Consider the following 15,985-nt stretch of genomic DNA (forward strand, 5'->3'; position numbering starts at 1 on the left):
ACGACCCGTCGGACAGGCCGTGGTCGGGCTCAGGCGGGACGGCCCGCCGTTACGGCGTAGAAGGCGACCGCGGCGGCCGCGCCGACGTTGAGGGAGTCCACGCCGTGTGCCATCGGGATGCGGACCCATTCGTCGGCGGCCCGCAGTGCCCCGGTGGTCAGGCCGTCGCCCTCCGCGCCGAGCATCAGGGCGGCGCGCTCCAGGGTGTGCGGTGCGGCCTCGTCGATGGCGGTGGCCTGCTCGGCGGGGGTCAGGGCGAGCAGTCTGAAGCCCGCTTCCCGTACGGCCACCAGGTCCCTGGGCCAGCTCGCCAGGCGGGCGTACGGCACGGAGAACACCGCGCCCATGGAGACCTTCACCGAGCGGCGGTAGAGCGGATCGGCGCAGTCCGGGGAGAGCAGCACCGCGTCCATGCCGAGGGCCGCGGCGCTGCGGAAGATCGCCCCGATGTTGGTGTGGTCGTTGACCGCTTCCATGACGACGATGCGGCGGGCGGTGCCGAGCAGTTCGGTGACGTCCGGCAGCGGTTTGCGCTGCATGGAGGCCAGTGCGCCGCGGTGTACGTGATAGCCGGTCACCTTCTCGGCGAGGGCTGGGCTGACGGCGTAGACCGGTGCCGGGATCTCGTCGATGACATCGCGCATGACGTCGACCCACTTGGCCGAGAGCAGCATGGAGCGCATCTCGTATCCGGCGTGCCGGGCGCGCCGGATGACTTTCTCGCCCTCGGCGATGAAGAGCCCTTCGGCGGGCTCGCGGCGGCGCCGCAGCTCGACGTCGGTGAGGCCGGTGTAGTCGCTGAGGCGCGGGTCGTCCGGGTCATCGACGGTGATGATTTCTGCCACGGGGAGATAGTGCCTTGTCGGTGTCGAGGTTCCAATGCCGGGGCGGGAGCCGGTGCCGTATCGGGGGTTCCCATAGCAGGGTGGGTCCCATGGCGGGACGGGTCCCGTGCCGGGGCCGGGTCCGGTGCGGGTCGGGGCCTGGATGCGGGGGCGGGAGGCCCCGACGCCGCGTACGGGCCCTTTAGGACGGGCCTAGCCGTTCGTGGGGGCGGTGCCGACGCCGACGACGTCGCCGATGACGATGACCGCCGGGGGGCGGACGCCCTCGGCCCGTACGGTTTCGCCGAGGGTCGCCAGGGTGGCGTCGACGCGGCGCTGGGCCGCGGTGGTGCCTTCCTGGATGACGGCGGCGGGGGTGTCGGCGGGGCGGCCGTGCTCGATGAGCTTGGCGGCGATGGCGGCGCTGTTCTCGACGCCCATCAGGACGACGAGGGTGCCGCGCAGCTTGGCGAGGGACGGCCAGTCGACCAGGGAGCGCTCGTCGTCGGGGGCGACATGGCCGCTGACCACGGTGAACTCGTGGGCGACGCCACGGTGGGTGACGGGGATGCCGGCGGCGCCGGGGACGGAGATGGTGCTGGAGATGCCGGGAACGATGGTGCAGGGGATGCCGGCCTCGGCGAGCGCCTGTGCCTCTTCCATCCCGCGGCCGAAGACGAACGGGTCGCCGCCCTTGAGGCGGACCACGGCCTTACCCGCCTTGGCGTGCTCGATCAGCGCGTTGTTGATGGCTTCCTGGGCCATGAAGCGGCCGTAGGGGATCTTCGCGGCGTCGATGACCTCGACGTGCGGCGGGAGTTCGGCGAGCAGGTCGCGGGGGCCGAGCCGGTCGGCGATGACCACGTCGGCCTCGGCGAGCAGCCGGCGGCCGCGGACGGTGATCAGGTCGGGGTCGCCGGGGCCGCCGCCCACCAGGGACACGCCCTTGGCCCTGCTGCGGTGGTGCGGGGCGGCGATGCTGCCGTCGCGCAGGCCCTCGACGATGGCGTCGCGTACGGCGGCGGAGCGGCGCGGGTCGCGGCCGGTGAGCACGGCGACGGTGACGCCCTCGCTGTGGCCGGTGGCCGGGGTCCAGGCGGTGGCGGCCTCGGCGTCGTCGGAGCGTACGCACCACACCCGGCGGTCCTCGGCCTCCTGGGACGCGGCGGCGTTGGCTTCCGGGTCGTCGGTGGAGATCAGCGCGTACCAGGCGCCGTCGAGGTCGCCCGGCTGGTAGCGGCGGCGCTCCCAGCGGATCTCGCCGGTGTCGGCCATCGCCTCGACGGAGGGGGTGGCGGACGGGGAGATCAGCAGGACGTCGGCGCCGGCCGCGATGAGCGCGGGAAGCCGGCGCTGGGCGACCTGGCCCGCGCCGAGGACGACCACGCGGCGGCCGGACAGCCGCAGTCCGACGGGGTAGGCGGCGGGTTCGGCGTGCTCAGCCATGGTGGTACGGCTCCTTGTGCGGGTGGTGCGATGTCGGCGACAAGCTCAACCGCTGCGGCTCTGGAGCGGCTGGTGAAGTGGTACGGCCGGGACCCGTGATGCGGGGTTCATGGCCCCGACCCACAGCCTATGGGGCTGCGGGCCGGTGGTCATGCGGGGAGAGCCAGGTCAAGGCAGTCCCCGGTCGGCTCCGTCAGCTCTTCTCCGTCACTCCGGCGGAGTCGAAGGTGGCGACCTCGTGCATGGCGCGGGCGGCGCTCTGCACCACGGGGAGCGCGAGCAGCGCGCCGGTGCCCTCGCCGAGGCGCAGATCGAGGTCGACCAGCGGGCGCAGGCCCAGCTTGGTCAGTGCCGCGACATGGCCGGGCTCCGCGCTGCGGTGTCCTGCGATGCAGGCGGCCAGCGCCTCGGGGGCGATGGCGCGGGCCACCAGGGCGGCGGCGCCGGCGCTGACGCCGTCGAGGATGACCGGGGTGCGCAGTGAGGCGCCGCCGAGGATCAGGCCGACGAGCGCGGCGTGCTCCAGTCCGCCGACCGCGGCGAGCACGCCGACGGGGTCGGCCGGATCGGGCTGGTGGAGTTCCAGGGCGCGGCGCACGACATCGACCTTGCGGGCGTGCGTCTCGTCGTTGATGCCGGTGCCGCGGCCGGTGACCTCGGTCGGGTCGGCGCCGGTGTAGACGGCGATCAGGGCGGCCGAGGTGGTGGTGTTGGCGATCCCCATCTCGCCGGTGAGCAGCACCTTGTTACCGGCCGCGACCAGGTCACGGGCGGTTTCGATGCCGACCTCGATCGCCTTGAGCACGTCCTCCTGGGTCATCGCCGGGCCGGCGGTGAAGTCGTCGGTGCCGGCGCGTACCTTGCGCGGCAGCAGTCCCGGGGTGGCCGGGAGGTCGCCCGCCACGCCGACGTCCACGACGCAGACCTCGGCGCCGACCTGGTTGGCGAAGGCGTTGCAGACCGCGCCGCCGCCCAGGAAGTTGGCGACCATCTGGCCGGTGACCTCCTGGGGCCACGGGGTCACGCCCTGGGCGTGCACGCCGTGGTCGCCCGCGAAGATCGCGACGGCGGCCGGCTCCGGGATCGGCGGCGGGCACTTGCGGGACAGCCCGGACAGCTGCGCGGAGATGATCTCCAGCATGCCCAGGGCCCCGGCGGGCTTGGTCATCCGCTTCTGCCGCTCCCAGGCCTCGCCGAGCGCCTTGGCGTCCAGCGGACGGATGCCCTGGAGGGTCTCCTGGAGCAGGTCGTGCGGGTCCTCGCCGGGCAGCGCGCGGCGGCCGTAGGTCTCCTCGTGGACGACCCAGGACAGCGGACGGCGCTTGGACCAGCCGGCCTGCAGCAGCTCGGGCTCGTCGGGGAACTCGTCGACGTAGCCGACGCAGAGGTACGCCACGACCTCCAGGTGCTCGGGCAGGCCCAGCTCGCGGACCATTTCCCGCTCGTCGAAGAAGCTGACCCAGCCGACGCCCAGGCCCTCGGCGCGCGCGGCGAGCCAGAGGTTCTCGACCGCCAGCGCGGAGGAGTACGGGGCCATCTGGGGCTGGGTGTGGCGGCCGAGGGTGTGCCGGCCGCCGCGGGTGGAGTCGGCGGTGACGACGATGTTCACCGGCGTGTCGAGGATCGCCTCGATCTTCAGCTCGCGGAACTGCTTGGCGCGCGCCTTGGGCAGCGACTTGGCGTACGCCTCGCGCTGCTGCATGGCGAGCTGGTGCATCTTCTCGCGGGTCTCGGCCGAGCGGATGACGACGAAGTCCCACGGCTGGGAGTGGCCGACGCTGGGTGCGGTGTGCGCCGCCTCCAGGACGCGCAGCAGCACGTCGTTGGGGATGGGGTCGCCACGGAAGCCGTTGCGGATGTCGCGGCGCTCGCGCATCACACGGTGCACGGCGGCGCGCTCGGAGTCGTCGTATCCGGCGGCCGGGGCCTGCACCGGGATGCCGTCGGTGTGCGTGCCGTCGTCCGCCATCGGGCCGTCCTGGTGGGGCGCGGCCTCGGGGACGGGCTGGTCCGCGGCCTGGGGCTGGTGGTCTTCGCCGGTCGCGGCGGCTGCGTCGCCGTCGTGACCCTCGTGGCCCTCGCCGAGCTGGACGAGTTCGGCGCCGTCCTGGTGGGGTGCCGCTTCGGAGGCGGCGTCGTCCATGGAGGTGTCGTCGGCGGGGGCGGCGGGCGTCTCGGGCTGGTCGCCTTCGGCGGTCGGCTGCTCCTGGGCGGTGTCGTCCGAGGGCTGCTCGGTGCCCTCGGCCTCGGCCGGGGCGGGCACCTGCTGCGGTGCGGCGGCCGCTTCGGGGGCGACGGGCTCCGCGCTCTCGGCGGCCTGGGCGGTCTCGTCCGCTGCACCCGCGGGGAGGGGCTCGGCGGGGGCGTCGTCCGTGGTGGGGACGGTGCCGTCGGGTGCCACGTCCGCCGCGACGGGCGCGTCCTGGGGGGCGTCCGCCTCGTGGGTGTCGTGGGCGACAGGCGGTACGGGCTGCTGCTCGGCCGGGGTGTCCTGGTCCTGAGGAGCGGCCTCCGGGTTCGGGGCCTCGCCGTGCGCGACGGGCTGCGGCTGCCCGGCGTCGGGCAGCGGCGCCTCGGGCTGCTCTATGACGGCCTGTGCCTCGGCCGCGCCGGTCTTTGCCGGGGGCATCGCGATGGGGCCCTGGGGTGCGGCGGGCATCGGGATGGCCGCGCCCGCCGGGGCGCCCCCGGCGGCCTGGGCCACCGGCGGCTGCTGTCCTTCGACGGCCGCCACGGGCTGGGCGGGGGCGACGGTCTCGGCGCCGGCCCGGGGAGCGTCGGCGGGACCGGGCTGCGCCGGCTCGGCCGACGGAACGGCCTCGCCGACGGCCCCGACGACCTGCGGCGTCTGGTCCACGGTGGCCTGCTGCGGCTGCGCTTCCGCCGGAGCCTCGGCCGGCACCGCCGGATCCACCAGAGCCTGGGCGTCGGCAGGCTGCGCCGCCGCCTCGGCCTCGACGACGGCCTGGCCCGGGTCCGCGAGCTGCTGCGCCTCGGCGGGCGCCGCCGGCTGTTCGGCGGGGGCGGCGGCGTCCGGCGCCTCCTGAACCGCTTCCGGCGCGTCCGTGACCACGGCCTGTGGTGCCGCAACGGCCGCGGCGGCACCGGCGTCCGCGACGACGGCCACGCCCTCCGGCGCCTCCGGAGCGCCCGGGACCGGCACCGGCATCGGCTGCCCGGCGAGCGGCTGGGCGTCCTGCGGCACCTGCGGGACGGCCTCGCCGGCGGGGACGGCAGCCGCCTCCGCGGGCACTCCCGTCATCGCACCGGGGTCGACCGTTTCTGCGTGGGGAGCCGCCACCGCCTGCGCGGAGGCCTCGCCCCACGGCGGCACCTGCGACGGGATCTCGCCGAGCTGCGGGCCCGGCAGCGGGCCCTGGCCCGTGGCGCCGTAGGACTGCTCGGCGTACACCTGGCCGCCGTAGGTCTGCTCGCCGTACGGCGGCGCGGCGGGGGGCTGCTCGGCGTACGCCACGTCGGTGAAGTTCTGCTCGGGGTACGGCTGCTGAGCGGGCGCCGGCTGCGCGTCGAGCGGCTGGGCCTGGGCCGGCTGTGCTTCGACCGCCTGCGCCTGGGGGGGCTGGGGCTCGGCGGGCGGCGCGGCCACCGGCTGTTCGGCCGGGGCGGCCTGGGCTGTTGCGGGGCCCTCGGCCGGGGCGTCGAAGTACTCGGGTCCGCCGGCGTGCCGTGCGGGGGTCTGCGGGGGCGTGCCGGCCGGCCCGCGGTCGGCGAGCGAGCGGACCACGCCGCCGGTCGTGTCGGGCATGGGCGGGCCCATGTGCAGCGGACGGCGGGCGGGCCCGCCCGCCTGCTGCTGGGGTGCCGCGGGGTGCGGTGACGTGGGCTGCGGGATGCGGACGGCGCTGAGGTCGACCGCGCCGGAGTCCCGGCCGCCGCTCTCGTGGTCGCCGGCCTGCGCGGGCATCGGCTCGAACCCGGCGGTGCCGGGGGCGGCGTAGGGCGCGCCCTGTTCCGCCGCGCCCTGCTGTCGCTGCTGCTGGGCCGGGATCTGATGGTGGGTCTCGTGCGGCTGCGGGAGCGGCTGCTGGGGCTGCTGCTCGCTCCAGGCGCCCTGGGCGCCCGGCATCAGCAGCAGGTCGTCGTCCTCGGCGGCGCCGTCCGCCGGGTCGAGGTAGGGGTACGCGTCCGGAGCGGGGGGCGGGCCCGGCTGCTCCATCGGTCCGGCGTCGGCAGGGGAGGGAACGGCCGCCGGCTGCGGCTGCCCGGGATGTCCGCCTGCGTTCTCCGGCTGTCCCTCGCCCGGGACCTGGCCGGTGTCGGTCATGCGTACCCCTCGCCCATTGGTAGTGCTCCTTCCAACCGCTCGTGCGACGCGCTCGACCGGGGCGCGCCGACGCCCCGATAGCTAGAACGAGCGAGCACGCCTCGCGGCACGTCCGCTCTCCAGAGCTTCATTTTCGACCAAAACCACGGCATTTTCCGGATATTGGCGTACTAACCCGAGCGCGGAACGGCGGCGCAACGATCCGCCAGCCTACCCTCCGCGGGTTGCCGACCTGGTCAGGGGTGAGGAACGCGATAGCCACTGAGGAGAAAGACGACGGAACGTTCGCGTTCGACCCAGACCGAGGTGTCCAGGTCGACGGACTGGAGCAGCGCGCACTCGACTTCGTAGCCGCCGTCGGCCAGCGCCCTGCCCACCGCTTCGGCCTCGTCGCGGGTGGCGGCATGGGTGACGATCCGTTCCGGGCGGCGGGCCGCGACGGCGGTGACCACCGCCGCTCCCCCGTCGCCGATGCGCACCACGTCCGGCTCCGGCAGGTCTTCCAGGATCTGCGGCGCCCGCCCGTGCACGACCTGGAGTTGGACGCCGTGGCGGCGGGCGACCGCGACGGTGCGCCGGCAGGCTTCGGCGTCCGCGTCCACCGCGATGACCGCGGCGCCGAACCGCGCGGCCTCCACGGCGGCGGCGCCGCTGCCGCAGCCGATGTCCCAGACCAGGTCGCCCACCCGCGGCCCGAGGCGGGCCAGTTGGGCCGTCCGCAGCTGGACGGATTCGCCCTCGGTCGGGACGCCGCCGTAGGCGTGGGCCGGAAGTCCCCAGCCGCGCGGGCCGGTCGGGTGGCCCACCTCATGGGCGGCGATCCAGCCGGACCCCTGCGACTGGGCGATCGCGGCGCCGCCGGGCGAACCGCCCACGACAATCACGACATTGGGGTCGCGCCAGACATGGTCGGCGGCCTTGTCGGATGTGAGTACTGTCACCTCTTCCCGGTCGGTGCCGAGTTCCTCGCAGATGACGAAGGTGCGGTGGACGCCGCGCAGCATCAGGGCGAGTTCGGTGGGGCCCGCGCCGGGCGAGGTGAGGACGGCGACCTTGGTGTGGGCGCGGCAGACGTTCACCGCGCGGCGCAGATCGCGGCTGTGGGCGACGACGATCTGGGCGTCGTCCCAGGGCATGCCGGCCCGTGCGAAGGCGGCCGCGACGGCGGAGACGGCCGGCACCACTTCCACTTCGAGGCCGAATTCGGGGGCCCGGAGGGTGCGTACGACGCCGAAGAAGCCCGGGTCGCCGTCGGCGAGGACGACCGCGGTGCCGCGGTGCTGGGCGATGCGGCGGGCGGCGAGGGAGAGGCTGCCGAGCCGGACGCGTTCGGCGTGCGGCGGGATCTCGGGGAGCGCGAGGTGGTGGGCGGCGCCGGCCACGAGCGTCGCGGCGCCCAGTGCGGAGCGGGCGGCGGCGGTCAGCGGCGAGCCGTCCCATCCGATCACCGTCACCCGGTCGGCCATGCTCGTCAGTCTCCTGGGGCTGCTGTGGATACGCGGGCGGGGCGGTGGCTCCGCGGCGCTGTGGCGGGGGGTCCGCGCTGGTCGCGGAGGTGCACGCAGGCCGAGACTACCTCGGGGGGCGGGGCCTGGGAGCGGGCGTGAAGGAGTGGGATCAGTTCCACTCGGGGTAGCTGAAGCCGTTGGCGTCGGCCAGCCGGCCGGGGACCCCGTCGAGGTCCTCGGGCAGCAGGCTCCACACGATCAGATCGGTACGGATGTCCGTCCAGCCGCCGTCCTCGGTGCGGCTGCGGGCTATCCAGGCATTGCGCAGTACGCCCTCGCTGATGCAGCCGATCTTCTGGGCGACCTGCTGGGAGGCGGTGTTGTCGGCGGCGGTGCGCAGCTCGATACGTTCGAACTTCTGGTCCTGGAAGAGCCACTGCGCGACGGCGAGCACGGATTCGGAGGCATAGCCCTCGCCGCGCGCCCAGGGGGCGGTGACATAGCCGACCTCGGTGCTGAGCACCCGCCAGTCGGTGTGGTCGACGTGGATGGTGCCGACCAGGCGCTGGGTGAGGAACTCGGTGACGGCCAGGGCGATGCCGCGGCCTTCGGTGCGGACGGCGGCGGCCTTGCCGGTGGCCCAGGCGCGGGCGTCGGCGACGGTGTAGGGGTGCGGCAGGTCGGTCCAGGCGGTGACGAGCTCGTCGGTCATCATCTCGGCGAGGGCGGGCACGTCGGCCTCTTCGAAGGGGCGCAGCACCAGCCGGTCCGTGCTGATGGAGATGTCCGGAAAGGTGGATGTCATGCCGCTGCTCCAACGCCGTTGACCGTGGTGTTCCGGGACGTCACGGGCTGTTTCTCCGTGAGTGCGCGGGCCGTCCGGCCCGTCTTGAATGCACCAGCATGCAGCATCTACGTGCGGGTTCGCCACGCGATCTACGTGCGGGTTCGCACACGCGCGTGGGCCCCGGCCGCGCGGTACGCGGATCCGGGGCCCGGGTGCGGGGAGGCGTCGGACGGGTCGTCAGCTCTTTGCGGGGCCGAACGCGGGGATGACGGATCCGTCCTGGTACTTGTCCTCGATGAACTTCTTGACCTCGGGGGAGTTCAGGAGCTTGGCGAGCTTCTTGATCCGCGGGTCGTCCTCGTTGCCCTTCTTGACGGCGAGGAAGTTGGCGTAGGGGTTGCCCTCCGCCTTCTCCAGTGCCAGCGCGTCCTTGGAGGGCTTGAGCTTGGCGCCGATGGCGAAGTTGCCGTTGATGATCGCGGCGTCGACGTCGTCGATGCGCGGCGCGGTCTGCGCGGCCTCCAGCTCGGTGATCTTGATGCCCTTGTCGTCCTTGACGTCGGTCAGCTTGGCGTCGGAGCCGACGCCGGGCTTGAGGGTGATCACGCCGTTGTCGGCGAGCAGCTTGAGCGCCCGGCCCTCGTTGGACGGGTCGTTGGGGACCGAGACGGTGCTGCCGGACTTGAGGTCGGAGAGCTTGTCGAGCTTCTTGGAGTAGACGCCGAGCGGCTCGATGAGCACGTTCTGGACGGGCACGATGTGCGTGCCGTTCTCCTTGTTGAAGGTGTCGAGGAACGGCTTGTGCTGGAAGAAGTTGGCGTCGACCTGGCCGTCGTCGGTGACCTTGTTGGGGATCTTGTAGTCGTTGAACGGCTTGACGACCAGCTTCAGGCCGGCCTTGTCCGCCAGCTTGTTCTTGACGAAGTCGAGGATGGTGCCGTGCGGGGTGGGGCTGGCGGCGACGACGAGCGCGGCGTTCTTGTCGCCCTTGTCGCCGGCGGTGGTGTCGGACGGGGCGCTGCAGGCGCCGGCGCCGAGGGCGATGGCGGAGGCGGCGGCGACGGCCACGGAGGTCTTGACGGTGTTGCGCACGAAGAGTGCCTCTTTCTTGTTCACACGGGCCCGATGGCGCGTGGTCGTATGCCCGGCAAAGGGTCCGGGCTCTTTGGGGTGGTGGGGGTCTTGAGGGGTCAGGCGGCCTCGCCGGTGGCGACGGCCGGCTCCTCGGTCCGGGCGCGGCGCAGCCCGGTGCGTGCGGACGAGCCGCGGCTGCCACGGCCGGCGAGCCGGCGGACGACGAGGTCGCCGAGCAGCTGCACCAGCGTGACCAGGACGATCAGCTCCACCACGGTGGTGATCATCAGGGCGGTCTCGTACTGCTGGTAGCCGTAGGTGTAGGCGAGGTTGCCGAGGCCGCCGCCGCCGACCGCGCCGGCGATCGCGGAGTAGCCGATCAGCGTGATGACGGTGGTGGTGACGGCCGCGACCAGGGCGGGCAGCGCCTGCGGGAGCAGCACCTTGAAGACGATGGTCCAGGTGCCGCCGCCCATGGCCTGGGCGGCTTCCACCAGGCCGTGGTCGACCTCGCGCAGCGCGGCCTCCACGAGGCGGGCGAAGAACGGGATGGCGGCGATGGCGAGCGGGACCACCGCGCCGGTCGGTCCGATGGAGACGCCGACGACGAGCCGGGTGAAGGGGATCAGCACCACGATCAGGATCAGGAACGGGAAGGACCGTCCGATGTTCACGATCGCGCCGAGGACCTTGTTCACGACGACGTTCTGGAGCATGGCGCCGCGGTCGGTCAGATGCAGCAGCACGCCGACCGGGATGCCTATGAGTACCGCGTAGAACGCTGCCCACCACACCATGAAGAGGGTGTCGAGCGTGTTGTCGTACAGCAGCGGCTGCATCTCGGACCAGGTCACTTGGCACCTTCCTCGAGCAGCGCGGCGGCGGGCGCCGGGATGGCTGCGTCAGCTGTGTTCACCGTGTCCGCCACGTCGACCTGGAGTCCCTGCTCGCGCAGGAAGCCGATGGGCACCACGTTCTCCTCGAAACGGCCGGGGAGTTCGATCCGCATCCGGCCGATCTGCTTGCCGCCGACGGTGTCCATGGCGGCGCCGAGGATCGAGATGTCGACGTTGTAGGTGCGCGCCAGCTCGGAGATCACCGGGCGGGTGGCGGCCTCACCGTGGAAGGTGATGTCGACGACGGTGTGGTCGTCGGTCGAGGGCTCGCCGCCGACCGGGAAGAGCTCGCGGGCCAGTTCGGAGCCGGGGGTGGCCAGCAGTTCGGCGACGGTGCCCTGCTCGACGACGCGGCCGTTCTTCATCAGCGCGGCGGAGTCGCAGATCGTCTTGACGACGTCCATCTCGTGCGTGATGAGGACGATGGTCAGGCCCAGCTGGCGGTTGAGGTCGCGCAGCAGCTGGAGGATCGAGCGGGTGGTCTCCGGGTCCAGGGCGCTGGTGGCCTCGTCGGAGAGCAGCACCTTGGGGTCGCCGGCCAGTGCGCGGGCGATGCCGACGCGCTGCTTCTGGCCGCCGGAGAGCTGCGCCGGGTAGGCCTTGGCCTTGTCGGCGAGGCCGACCAGGTCCAGCAGCTCCAGGGCCTTGCGGGAGCGCTCGTTGCGGTCGACCTTGAGGATCTCCAGGGGCAGTTCGACGTTGTCCTGGACGGTGCGCGAGGACAGCAGGTTGAAGTGCTGGAAGACCATGCCGATATGGCTGCGGGCGGCCCGCAGGGCGGCGTTGGCGCGCTTCTGGTTGCCGGCCAGCGCCGTCAGGTCCTGGCCGGCGACGGTGACCGTGCCGGAGGTGGGGCGTTCCAGGAGGTTGAGGCAGCGGATCAAGGTGGATTTTCCGGCGCCGCTCTGGCCGATGACGCCGTACACCTCGCCCTCGCGGACGTGCAGATCGACGCCGTCCAGGGCGGTGACGTCGCGGCCGCCTGAACGGTAGACCTTGGTCAGGCCCGTTGTGGTGATCACAGGGAATTCCGTCACTGTCGAGTGCTCGGCGGCTCGCCCGCCGGGCACGGGGCATTCTTGCGAGTGCGGCAGAGGGGAACGCGGAGCGGCGGCGGGCGCGGGGCCCGGCTCCGGGTTCCGGTGACGCGGGGCGGCCGGCGCGGTCGGGAACGGCGCACGGCAGCAGGGCTCGCTTCGGGGCGCGAGGCTCAGGCGGGGGCCCTCAGCGGTCACACATTCGACACATGCAACGAGCACCGGGCGTCGTGTTCGCCTCGGTCGCAGGGGTGCGGCTGCTCGTCGTGGTCATGGCGGCAAGTAAACCAGACACGAGTGCGGGGCGATCAAGCGTGTCCGTATACCGGACATGGCTGACCGACCTGTGGACGGCGGTTCAGTCCGCGATGCTGATTTCCACGGTGCCGCCCGTGGCCTGCGCGGATATCGCCGACAGATCGGGGACGACGACGTCCGCGGCCAGTTCATCGGCGGGGTGCGTTGTGGTCAACGCCACGGTCGTCATTCCGGCCGCGCGGCCCGCGGTCAGCCCGGCCGGCGCGTCCTCGAACACGACACAGCGGGCCGGGTCCACCCCGAGCCGCGCGGCCGCCATCAGGAACGGCTCGGGGTCGGGCTTGCCGCGGCTGATGTCATCGGCGGATATCAGGTGTTTGGGGCGCACTCCGGCCTCGGCCAGCCGGGCCTCGGCCAGCCGGCGGGTGGCGGAGGTGACCACGGCCCACCGCTCGGCGGGCAGCCCCGCCAGCAGCGCATGGGTGCCGGGCAGCGCGACCGTCCCGCCCGCGACGTCCTCGACCTCCAGCTGCTCGATGCGGGCCAGCGCCTCGGGCACCAGGCCGGCGGGCAGCAGATCGGCCACGACCTCCACCGCCGGACGGCCGTGCAGCAGGATCCGCGCGAAGTCCTCCGCGGTGACGCCGTACTCCTTCGCCCAGCGGCCCCAGCAGCGCTCGACGGACGCTATGGAGGAGACGAGGGTGCCGTCATTGTCGAAAAGGAGCGCTTCGGCGGAGATCTTCATGGTTGACGAGCGTACGTGCCGTCGTGGGGCCGGGCGTAACCGCCCGCCCTCGGACGATTAGCATCGCCCCATGCTCGACAACCCCACGGCGCCCGGCCACGCCGCCCGGAGGTCCCGATGATCGACGCGCTGACGGTCGCGGTCGCGGTGGCCGCCCTCGCCCTGGCCGCCTGGTGCGGCTTCGCCGCCTACCGCGACCAGCCCACCAAGGACTGGCACTTCATCGGCATGGCCCTCGTGTCGCTGCTCGGCATCGTCCAACTGGTCATCGCCGTAGTGCAGTTGGCGCGGGGGCAGTCGCCGGAGCAGGGCACCGCCATCTTCGTGGCCTATCTGCTCGGCGCGGCCGTCTGCGTCCCCGGGACCGGCTTCATGTCGCTCTCCGAGCGGACCCGCTGGGGTTCGGCCACCGTCGCGGCGGGCGCCGTGGTGCTGGCGGTGCTGGAAGTGCGGCTGTTCGACATCTGGGGAGGCGGCAGTGCCTGAGACCCCGGCGACCACGGCGGCGGACGCCACCGCGGGCGCGACACCGGCGAAGCGGTCCCTGGGCAGCGGCCCCGGACGACTGCTGGTCACCCTCTACGGCGTGTTCACCGTCGCCGCCGCGTCCCGCTCCGCGTACCAGGTCATCGCGCAGTTCGACCTGGCACCGCTGGCGTACAGCCTCTCGGCGGTCTCCGCCGTCGTCTACGGCTTCATCACCTTCTCGCTGGTACGAGGCGGCGAGGGCGCCCGCAGGGCCGCGTTCGCCTGCTGTGCGCTGGAGCTTCTCGGGGTGCTGGGCATCGGCACCTGGACGCTGGTCGACAGGTCCGCGTTCCCCGACGCCACCGTCTGGTCGGACTACGGGATGGGCTATCTCTTCATCCCGATCCTGCTGCCCGTCACCGGGCTGATCTGGCTGCGCCGGGCGCGTACGACGTAAAGCCGGACGGGCGGAGCAGGGGGACCCCCATCCATCTCCCGAAGGAGCAGGGGCCCCCGTCCCGCTTCCCTACACCCCGGTGACCGCCGCCACGGCGGCCGCCTCCTTTTCGGGTACGGCCCCTTCGGGCACGGTCTTTTCGAGCGTGATCAGGCTCAGTCTGCGGGTGAGCTGCTCGGTCCCGATCTGCGCGTAGCCATGGCTGCGGTACAGCTGCAGATTGCCCTCGCTGCGGTGGCCGGTGAACAGGCGGAAGCGCCTGGCAGAGCGTTCGGCCGCGAGCCGTCCCTCGATCGCGTCGAGCAGCCGTCCGCCGAGGCCGTGCCGCTGCATCCGCGGGTGCACGATGAGCTTGGCGATGTCGGCGGTGCCGTCGGCGTCGACGGTGCCGCGCACGGCTCCGACCACCTCCTCGCCGAGCCTGGCCACCACGACGCAGCCCTCGCCCAGTTCGGCCCGCAGGGAGTCCAGGGTCTGGGTGAGCGGCTCGATGCCGTAGTCGTCGTACAGCGCGGCCTCCGTCTGGTAGCAGAGGTACTGGAGTTTGAGGATCTGCTCGGCGTCCTGGTCGGTCGCCGGAGAGATGGTCACGCTCGTGCCCATGCGCGTATGCCTCCCCTTTTCGGTTCGCTCGGTGCTTCCGGAGTCCCCGGAATTCGACGGCGGCAATCTCCGCGCCGAGCATTCTGCGCACGCATTCCGGACAACGGGAACGGACCGGCCCCAACCTCCTCTGTGACATTCCCAACTCGGATGAGCGGGCAGGGGGCTGGGGCCGGTCCGGACGTCTCGGCGACCGCGGGCGGTCAGGCCTTGCGGAACTCCGCCGCGGCGAGCAGCGCGGTGTCCGGGTTGTCGGAGAACAGACCGTCGATGCCGGTGTCGAAGTACGCCTTCAGGGCACCCAGGGCGTTGCCGTACCCGGCGGGGTCGTCGCCGACCCGGAAGTCCAGCGGCAGGAAGCTGTTCTCGTTGCGAAGCGTGTACGGGTGGACGACCAGCCCCGCGGCGTGCGCGTCGCGGACGAGGGTGGTGGGCTCGCCGAGCTTGCCCTTGTCGTCCTGCGCGATGACCTGCGGCAGCCAGGGGCCGATGCCCTGGGCGAAGCCGGCGGTCCACCGGAGCCCCTCGGGCTTGAGCAGGTCGGCCGTGGTGCGCGGGTCACCGGCCTCCACGAAGTCCCAGGGCTTCACGGACGGCTCGTCGAGCAGGAGGACCTTCGGGCACCGCAGGCCCAGCTTGCCGAGCCGCTGGAGGCTGCTGGGCTCGAAGGACTGGAGGAAGTTCGGGGAGCCCGCCCTGTCCCGGCCGTAGCGGCGCAGCAGTTTGGCGAGCGGCTCTTCGGTGCCCAGGCCCAGCTTGCGGAAGTAGGTGGGGTGCTTGGTCTCGATGTAGAGCCATATTCGGCGGCCGCGCCGGCGCCCCTCGCTCTCGGCCCACCGCAGGACCTCTTCGAAGGTGGGCACCTCCCAGCGGCCGTTGTAGAGGGTGTTGTGCTGGCGGACGTCCGGGATGCGCTCCTTGGCGCGCAGGGTCTTCAGCTCGGCGAGCGTGAAGTCCTCGGTGAACCAGCCGGTGAGCTTCTTGCCGTCGACGGTCTTGGTGGTCTTGCGGCCGGCGAACTCGGGGTGGTCGGCGACATCGGTGGTGGCGGTGATGTCGTTCTCGTGCCGGCAGACCAGATGCCCGTCCTTGGTGGGGACGACGTCCTGCTCGATGACGTCCGCGCCCATGTCGAGGGCGAGTTGGTACGAGCCGAAGGTGTGCTCGGGACGGTAGCCGCAGGCGCCGCGGTGGCCGACGACCAGCGGAACCGGCAGCTCCCGGCCCTCGGCGCCGTCCGCACCGGCGCCCGTCTGGCTCGCGCTCGCCTGGCCGGCGCCGCCGAGCACCGCCGCTCCCGCGCCGAGAGCCGCGGCTCCCAGCACCGTCCGCCGTCCCGGCCGCTGCCGCTTCTGCATATACCCGCGCTCCTTCTGCTGAGGGGTGGTCGTGAGGGGCTCGAACCGGGGTGCGTTCCGGCCGGTCCAGGACGTCCGCAGACAACCTGGATGTTCCGGACACACCCGTAAGTTCTCGCCATTTCCGGGTGGTCCCCGTGTGTCCCGCACCTGTCAACGGGACGCCTCGCATCGTATGCATGGCCGGGCGGTGCCGGGGAGACGACCGTCGACTTCGGAGGAAACACGGAAACAACGGGTGTCAACTCTGGGTATCGACCTCGTTAACCCGATGTGCGAGCCGGGGTGACCCACGA

At 72.7% G+C, this 15,985-nt stretch carries 13 protein-coding genes; 2 read left to right on the top strand and 11 right to left on the bottom strand.

Annotation, left to right across the window (positions count from 1 at the left end):
- Positions 1–29: 29 nt before the first annotated feature.
- The 9 genes from FCH28_RS35905 to FCH28_RS35945 form a co-directional block, all read right to left on the bottom strand.
- The gene (locus FCH28_RS35905) at positions 30–845 is read right to left on the bottom strand and encodes a TrmH family RNA methyltransferase (protein ID WP_136744610.1); all 816 of its coding nucleotides are present in this window, start codon (positions 843–845) and stop codon (positions 30–32) included.
- Between the two features lie 192 nt (positions 846–1,037).
- On the bottom strand, positions 1,038–2,270 hold the full coding sequence (cobA, locus tag FCH28_RS35910; protein ID WP_136744611.1) for a uroporphyrinogen-III C-methyltransferase: 1,233 nt from the start codon (positions 2,268–2,270) through the stop codon (positions 1,038–1,040).
- Positions 2,271–2,463: 193 nt separating this feature from the next.
- Positions 2,464–6,555 carry a nicotinate-nucleotide--dimethylbenzimidazole phosphoribosyltransferase gene (gene cobT / locus FCH28_RS35915; protein WP_136744612.1) on the bottom strand — a complete coding sequence of 1,364 codons (4,092 nt, stop codon included), beginning with the start codon at positions 6,553–6,555 and terminating at the stop codon, positions 2,464–2,466.
- Between the two features lie 236 nt (positions 6,556–6,791).
- Positions 6,792–8,021: a precorrin-6y C5,15-methyltransferase (decarboxylating) subunit CbiE gene (cbiE, locus tag FCH28_RS35920; RefSeq protein WP_136744613.1), complete on the bottom strand. Its 1,230-nt coding sequence runs from the start codon at positions 8,019–8,021 to the stop codon at positions 6,792–6,794.
- Positions 8,022–8,172: 151 nt separating this feature from the next.
- The gene (locus FCH28_RS35925; protein WP_136744614.1) at positions 8,173–8,808 is read right to left on the bottom strand and encodes a GNAT family N-acetyltransferase; all 636 of its coding nucleotides are present in this window, start codon (positions 8,806–8,808) and stop codon (positions 8,173–8,175) included.
- Positions 8,809–9,027: 219 nt separating this feature from the next.
- On the bottom strand, positions 9,028–9,906 hold the full coding sequence (locus tag FCH28_RS35930; protein ID WP_246103489.1) for a MetQ/NlpA family ABC transporter substrate-binding protein: 879 nt from the start codon (positions 9,904–9,906) through the stop codon (positions 9,028–9,030).
- Positions 9,907–9,980: 74 nt separating this feature from the next.
- Positions 9,981–10,718: a methionine ABC transporter permease gene (locus FCH28_RS35935; RefSeq protein WP_136744615.1), complete on the bottom strand. Its 738-nt coding sequence runs from the start codon at positions 10,716–10,718 to the stop codon at positions 9,981–9,983.
- Positions 10,715–11,782, bottom strand: coding sequence for a methionine ABC transporter ATP-binding protein (locus tag FCH28_RS35940; RefSeq protein ID WP_136744616.1), 1,068 nt, complete (start codon positions 11,780–11,782; stop codon positions 10,715–10,717). The genes FCH28_RS35935 and FCH28_RS35940 overlap by 4 nt, the downstream gene beginning before the upstream one ends.
- Before the next feature lie 373 nt (positions 11,783–12,155).
- The gene (locus FCH28_RS35945; RefSeq protein ID WP_136744617.1) at positions 12,156–12,803 is read right to left on the bottom strand and encodes an HAD family hydrolase; all 648 of its coding nucleotides are present in this window, start codon (positions 12,801–12,803) and stop codon (positions 12,156–12,158) included.
- A 117-nt stretch (positions 12,804–12,920) separates the two neighbouring features.
- Here FCH28_RS35945 and FCH28_RS35950 point away from each other — a divergent pair, with 117 nt between their 5' ends.
- Positions 12,921–13,289, top strand: a complete 369-nt coding sequence (locus FCH28_RS35950; protein WP_136744618.1) for a hypothetical protein — start codon at positions 12,921–12,923, stop codon at positions 13,287–13,289.
- Positions 13,282–13,728: a hypothetical protein gene (locus FCH28_RS35955; protein ID WP_136744619.1), complete on the top strand. Its 447-nt coding sequence runs from the start codon at positions 13,282–13,284 to the stop codon at positions 13,726–13,728. Before FCH28_RS35950 ends, FCH28_RS35955 begins: the two co-directional genes overlap by 8 nt.
- A 69-nt stretch (positions 13,729–13,797) precedes the next feature.
- Here the strand turns inward: FCH28_RS35955 and FCH28_RS35960 are convergent, their stop codons facing one another.
- Both FCH28_RS35960 and FCH28_RS35965 read right to left on the bottom strand, forming a co-directional pair.
- The gene (locus tag FCH28_RS35960; protein WP_136744620.1) at positions 13,798–14,331 is read right to left on the bottom strand and encodes a GNAT family N-acetyltransferase; all 534 of its coding nucleotides are present in this window, start codon (positions 14,329–14,331) and stop codon (positions 13,798–13,800) included.
- A 203-nt stretch (positions 14,332–14,534) separates the two neighbouring features.
- A complete protein-coding gene (locus FCH28_RS35965) occupies positions 14,535–15,689 on the bottom strand; it encodes a glycerophosphodiester phosphodiesterase (RefSeq protein ID WP_136744621.1) in 1,155 nt (384 codons plus the stop codon).
- Positions 15,690–15,985 lie beyond the last annotated feature (296 nt).

The sequence above is a fragment of the Streptomyces piniterrae genome, from assembly GCF_005048155.1.
In the GTDB taxonomy this organism is placed as follows: Bacteria; Actinomycetota; Actinomycetes; order Streptomycetales; family Streptomycetaceae; genus Streptomyces; species Streptomyces piniterrae.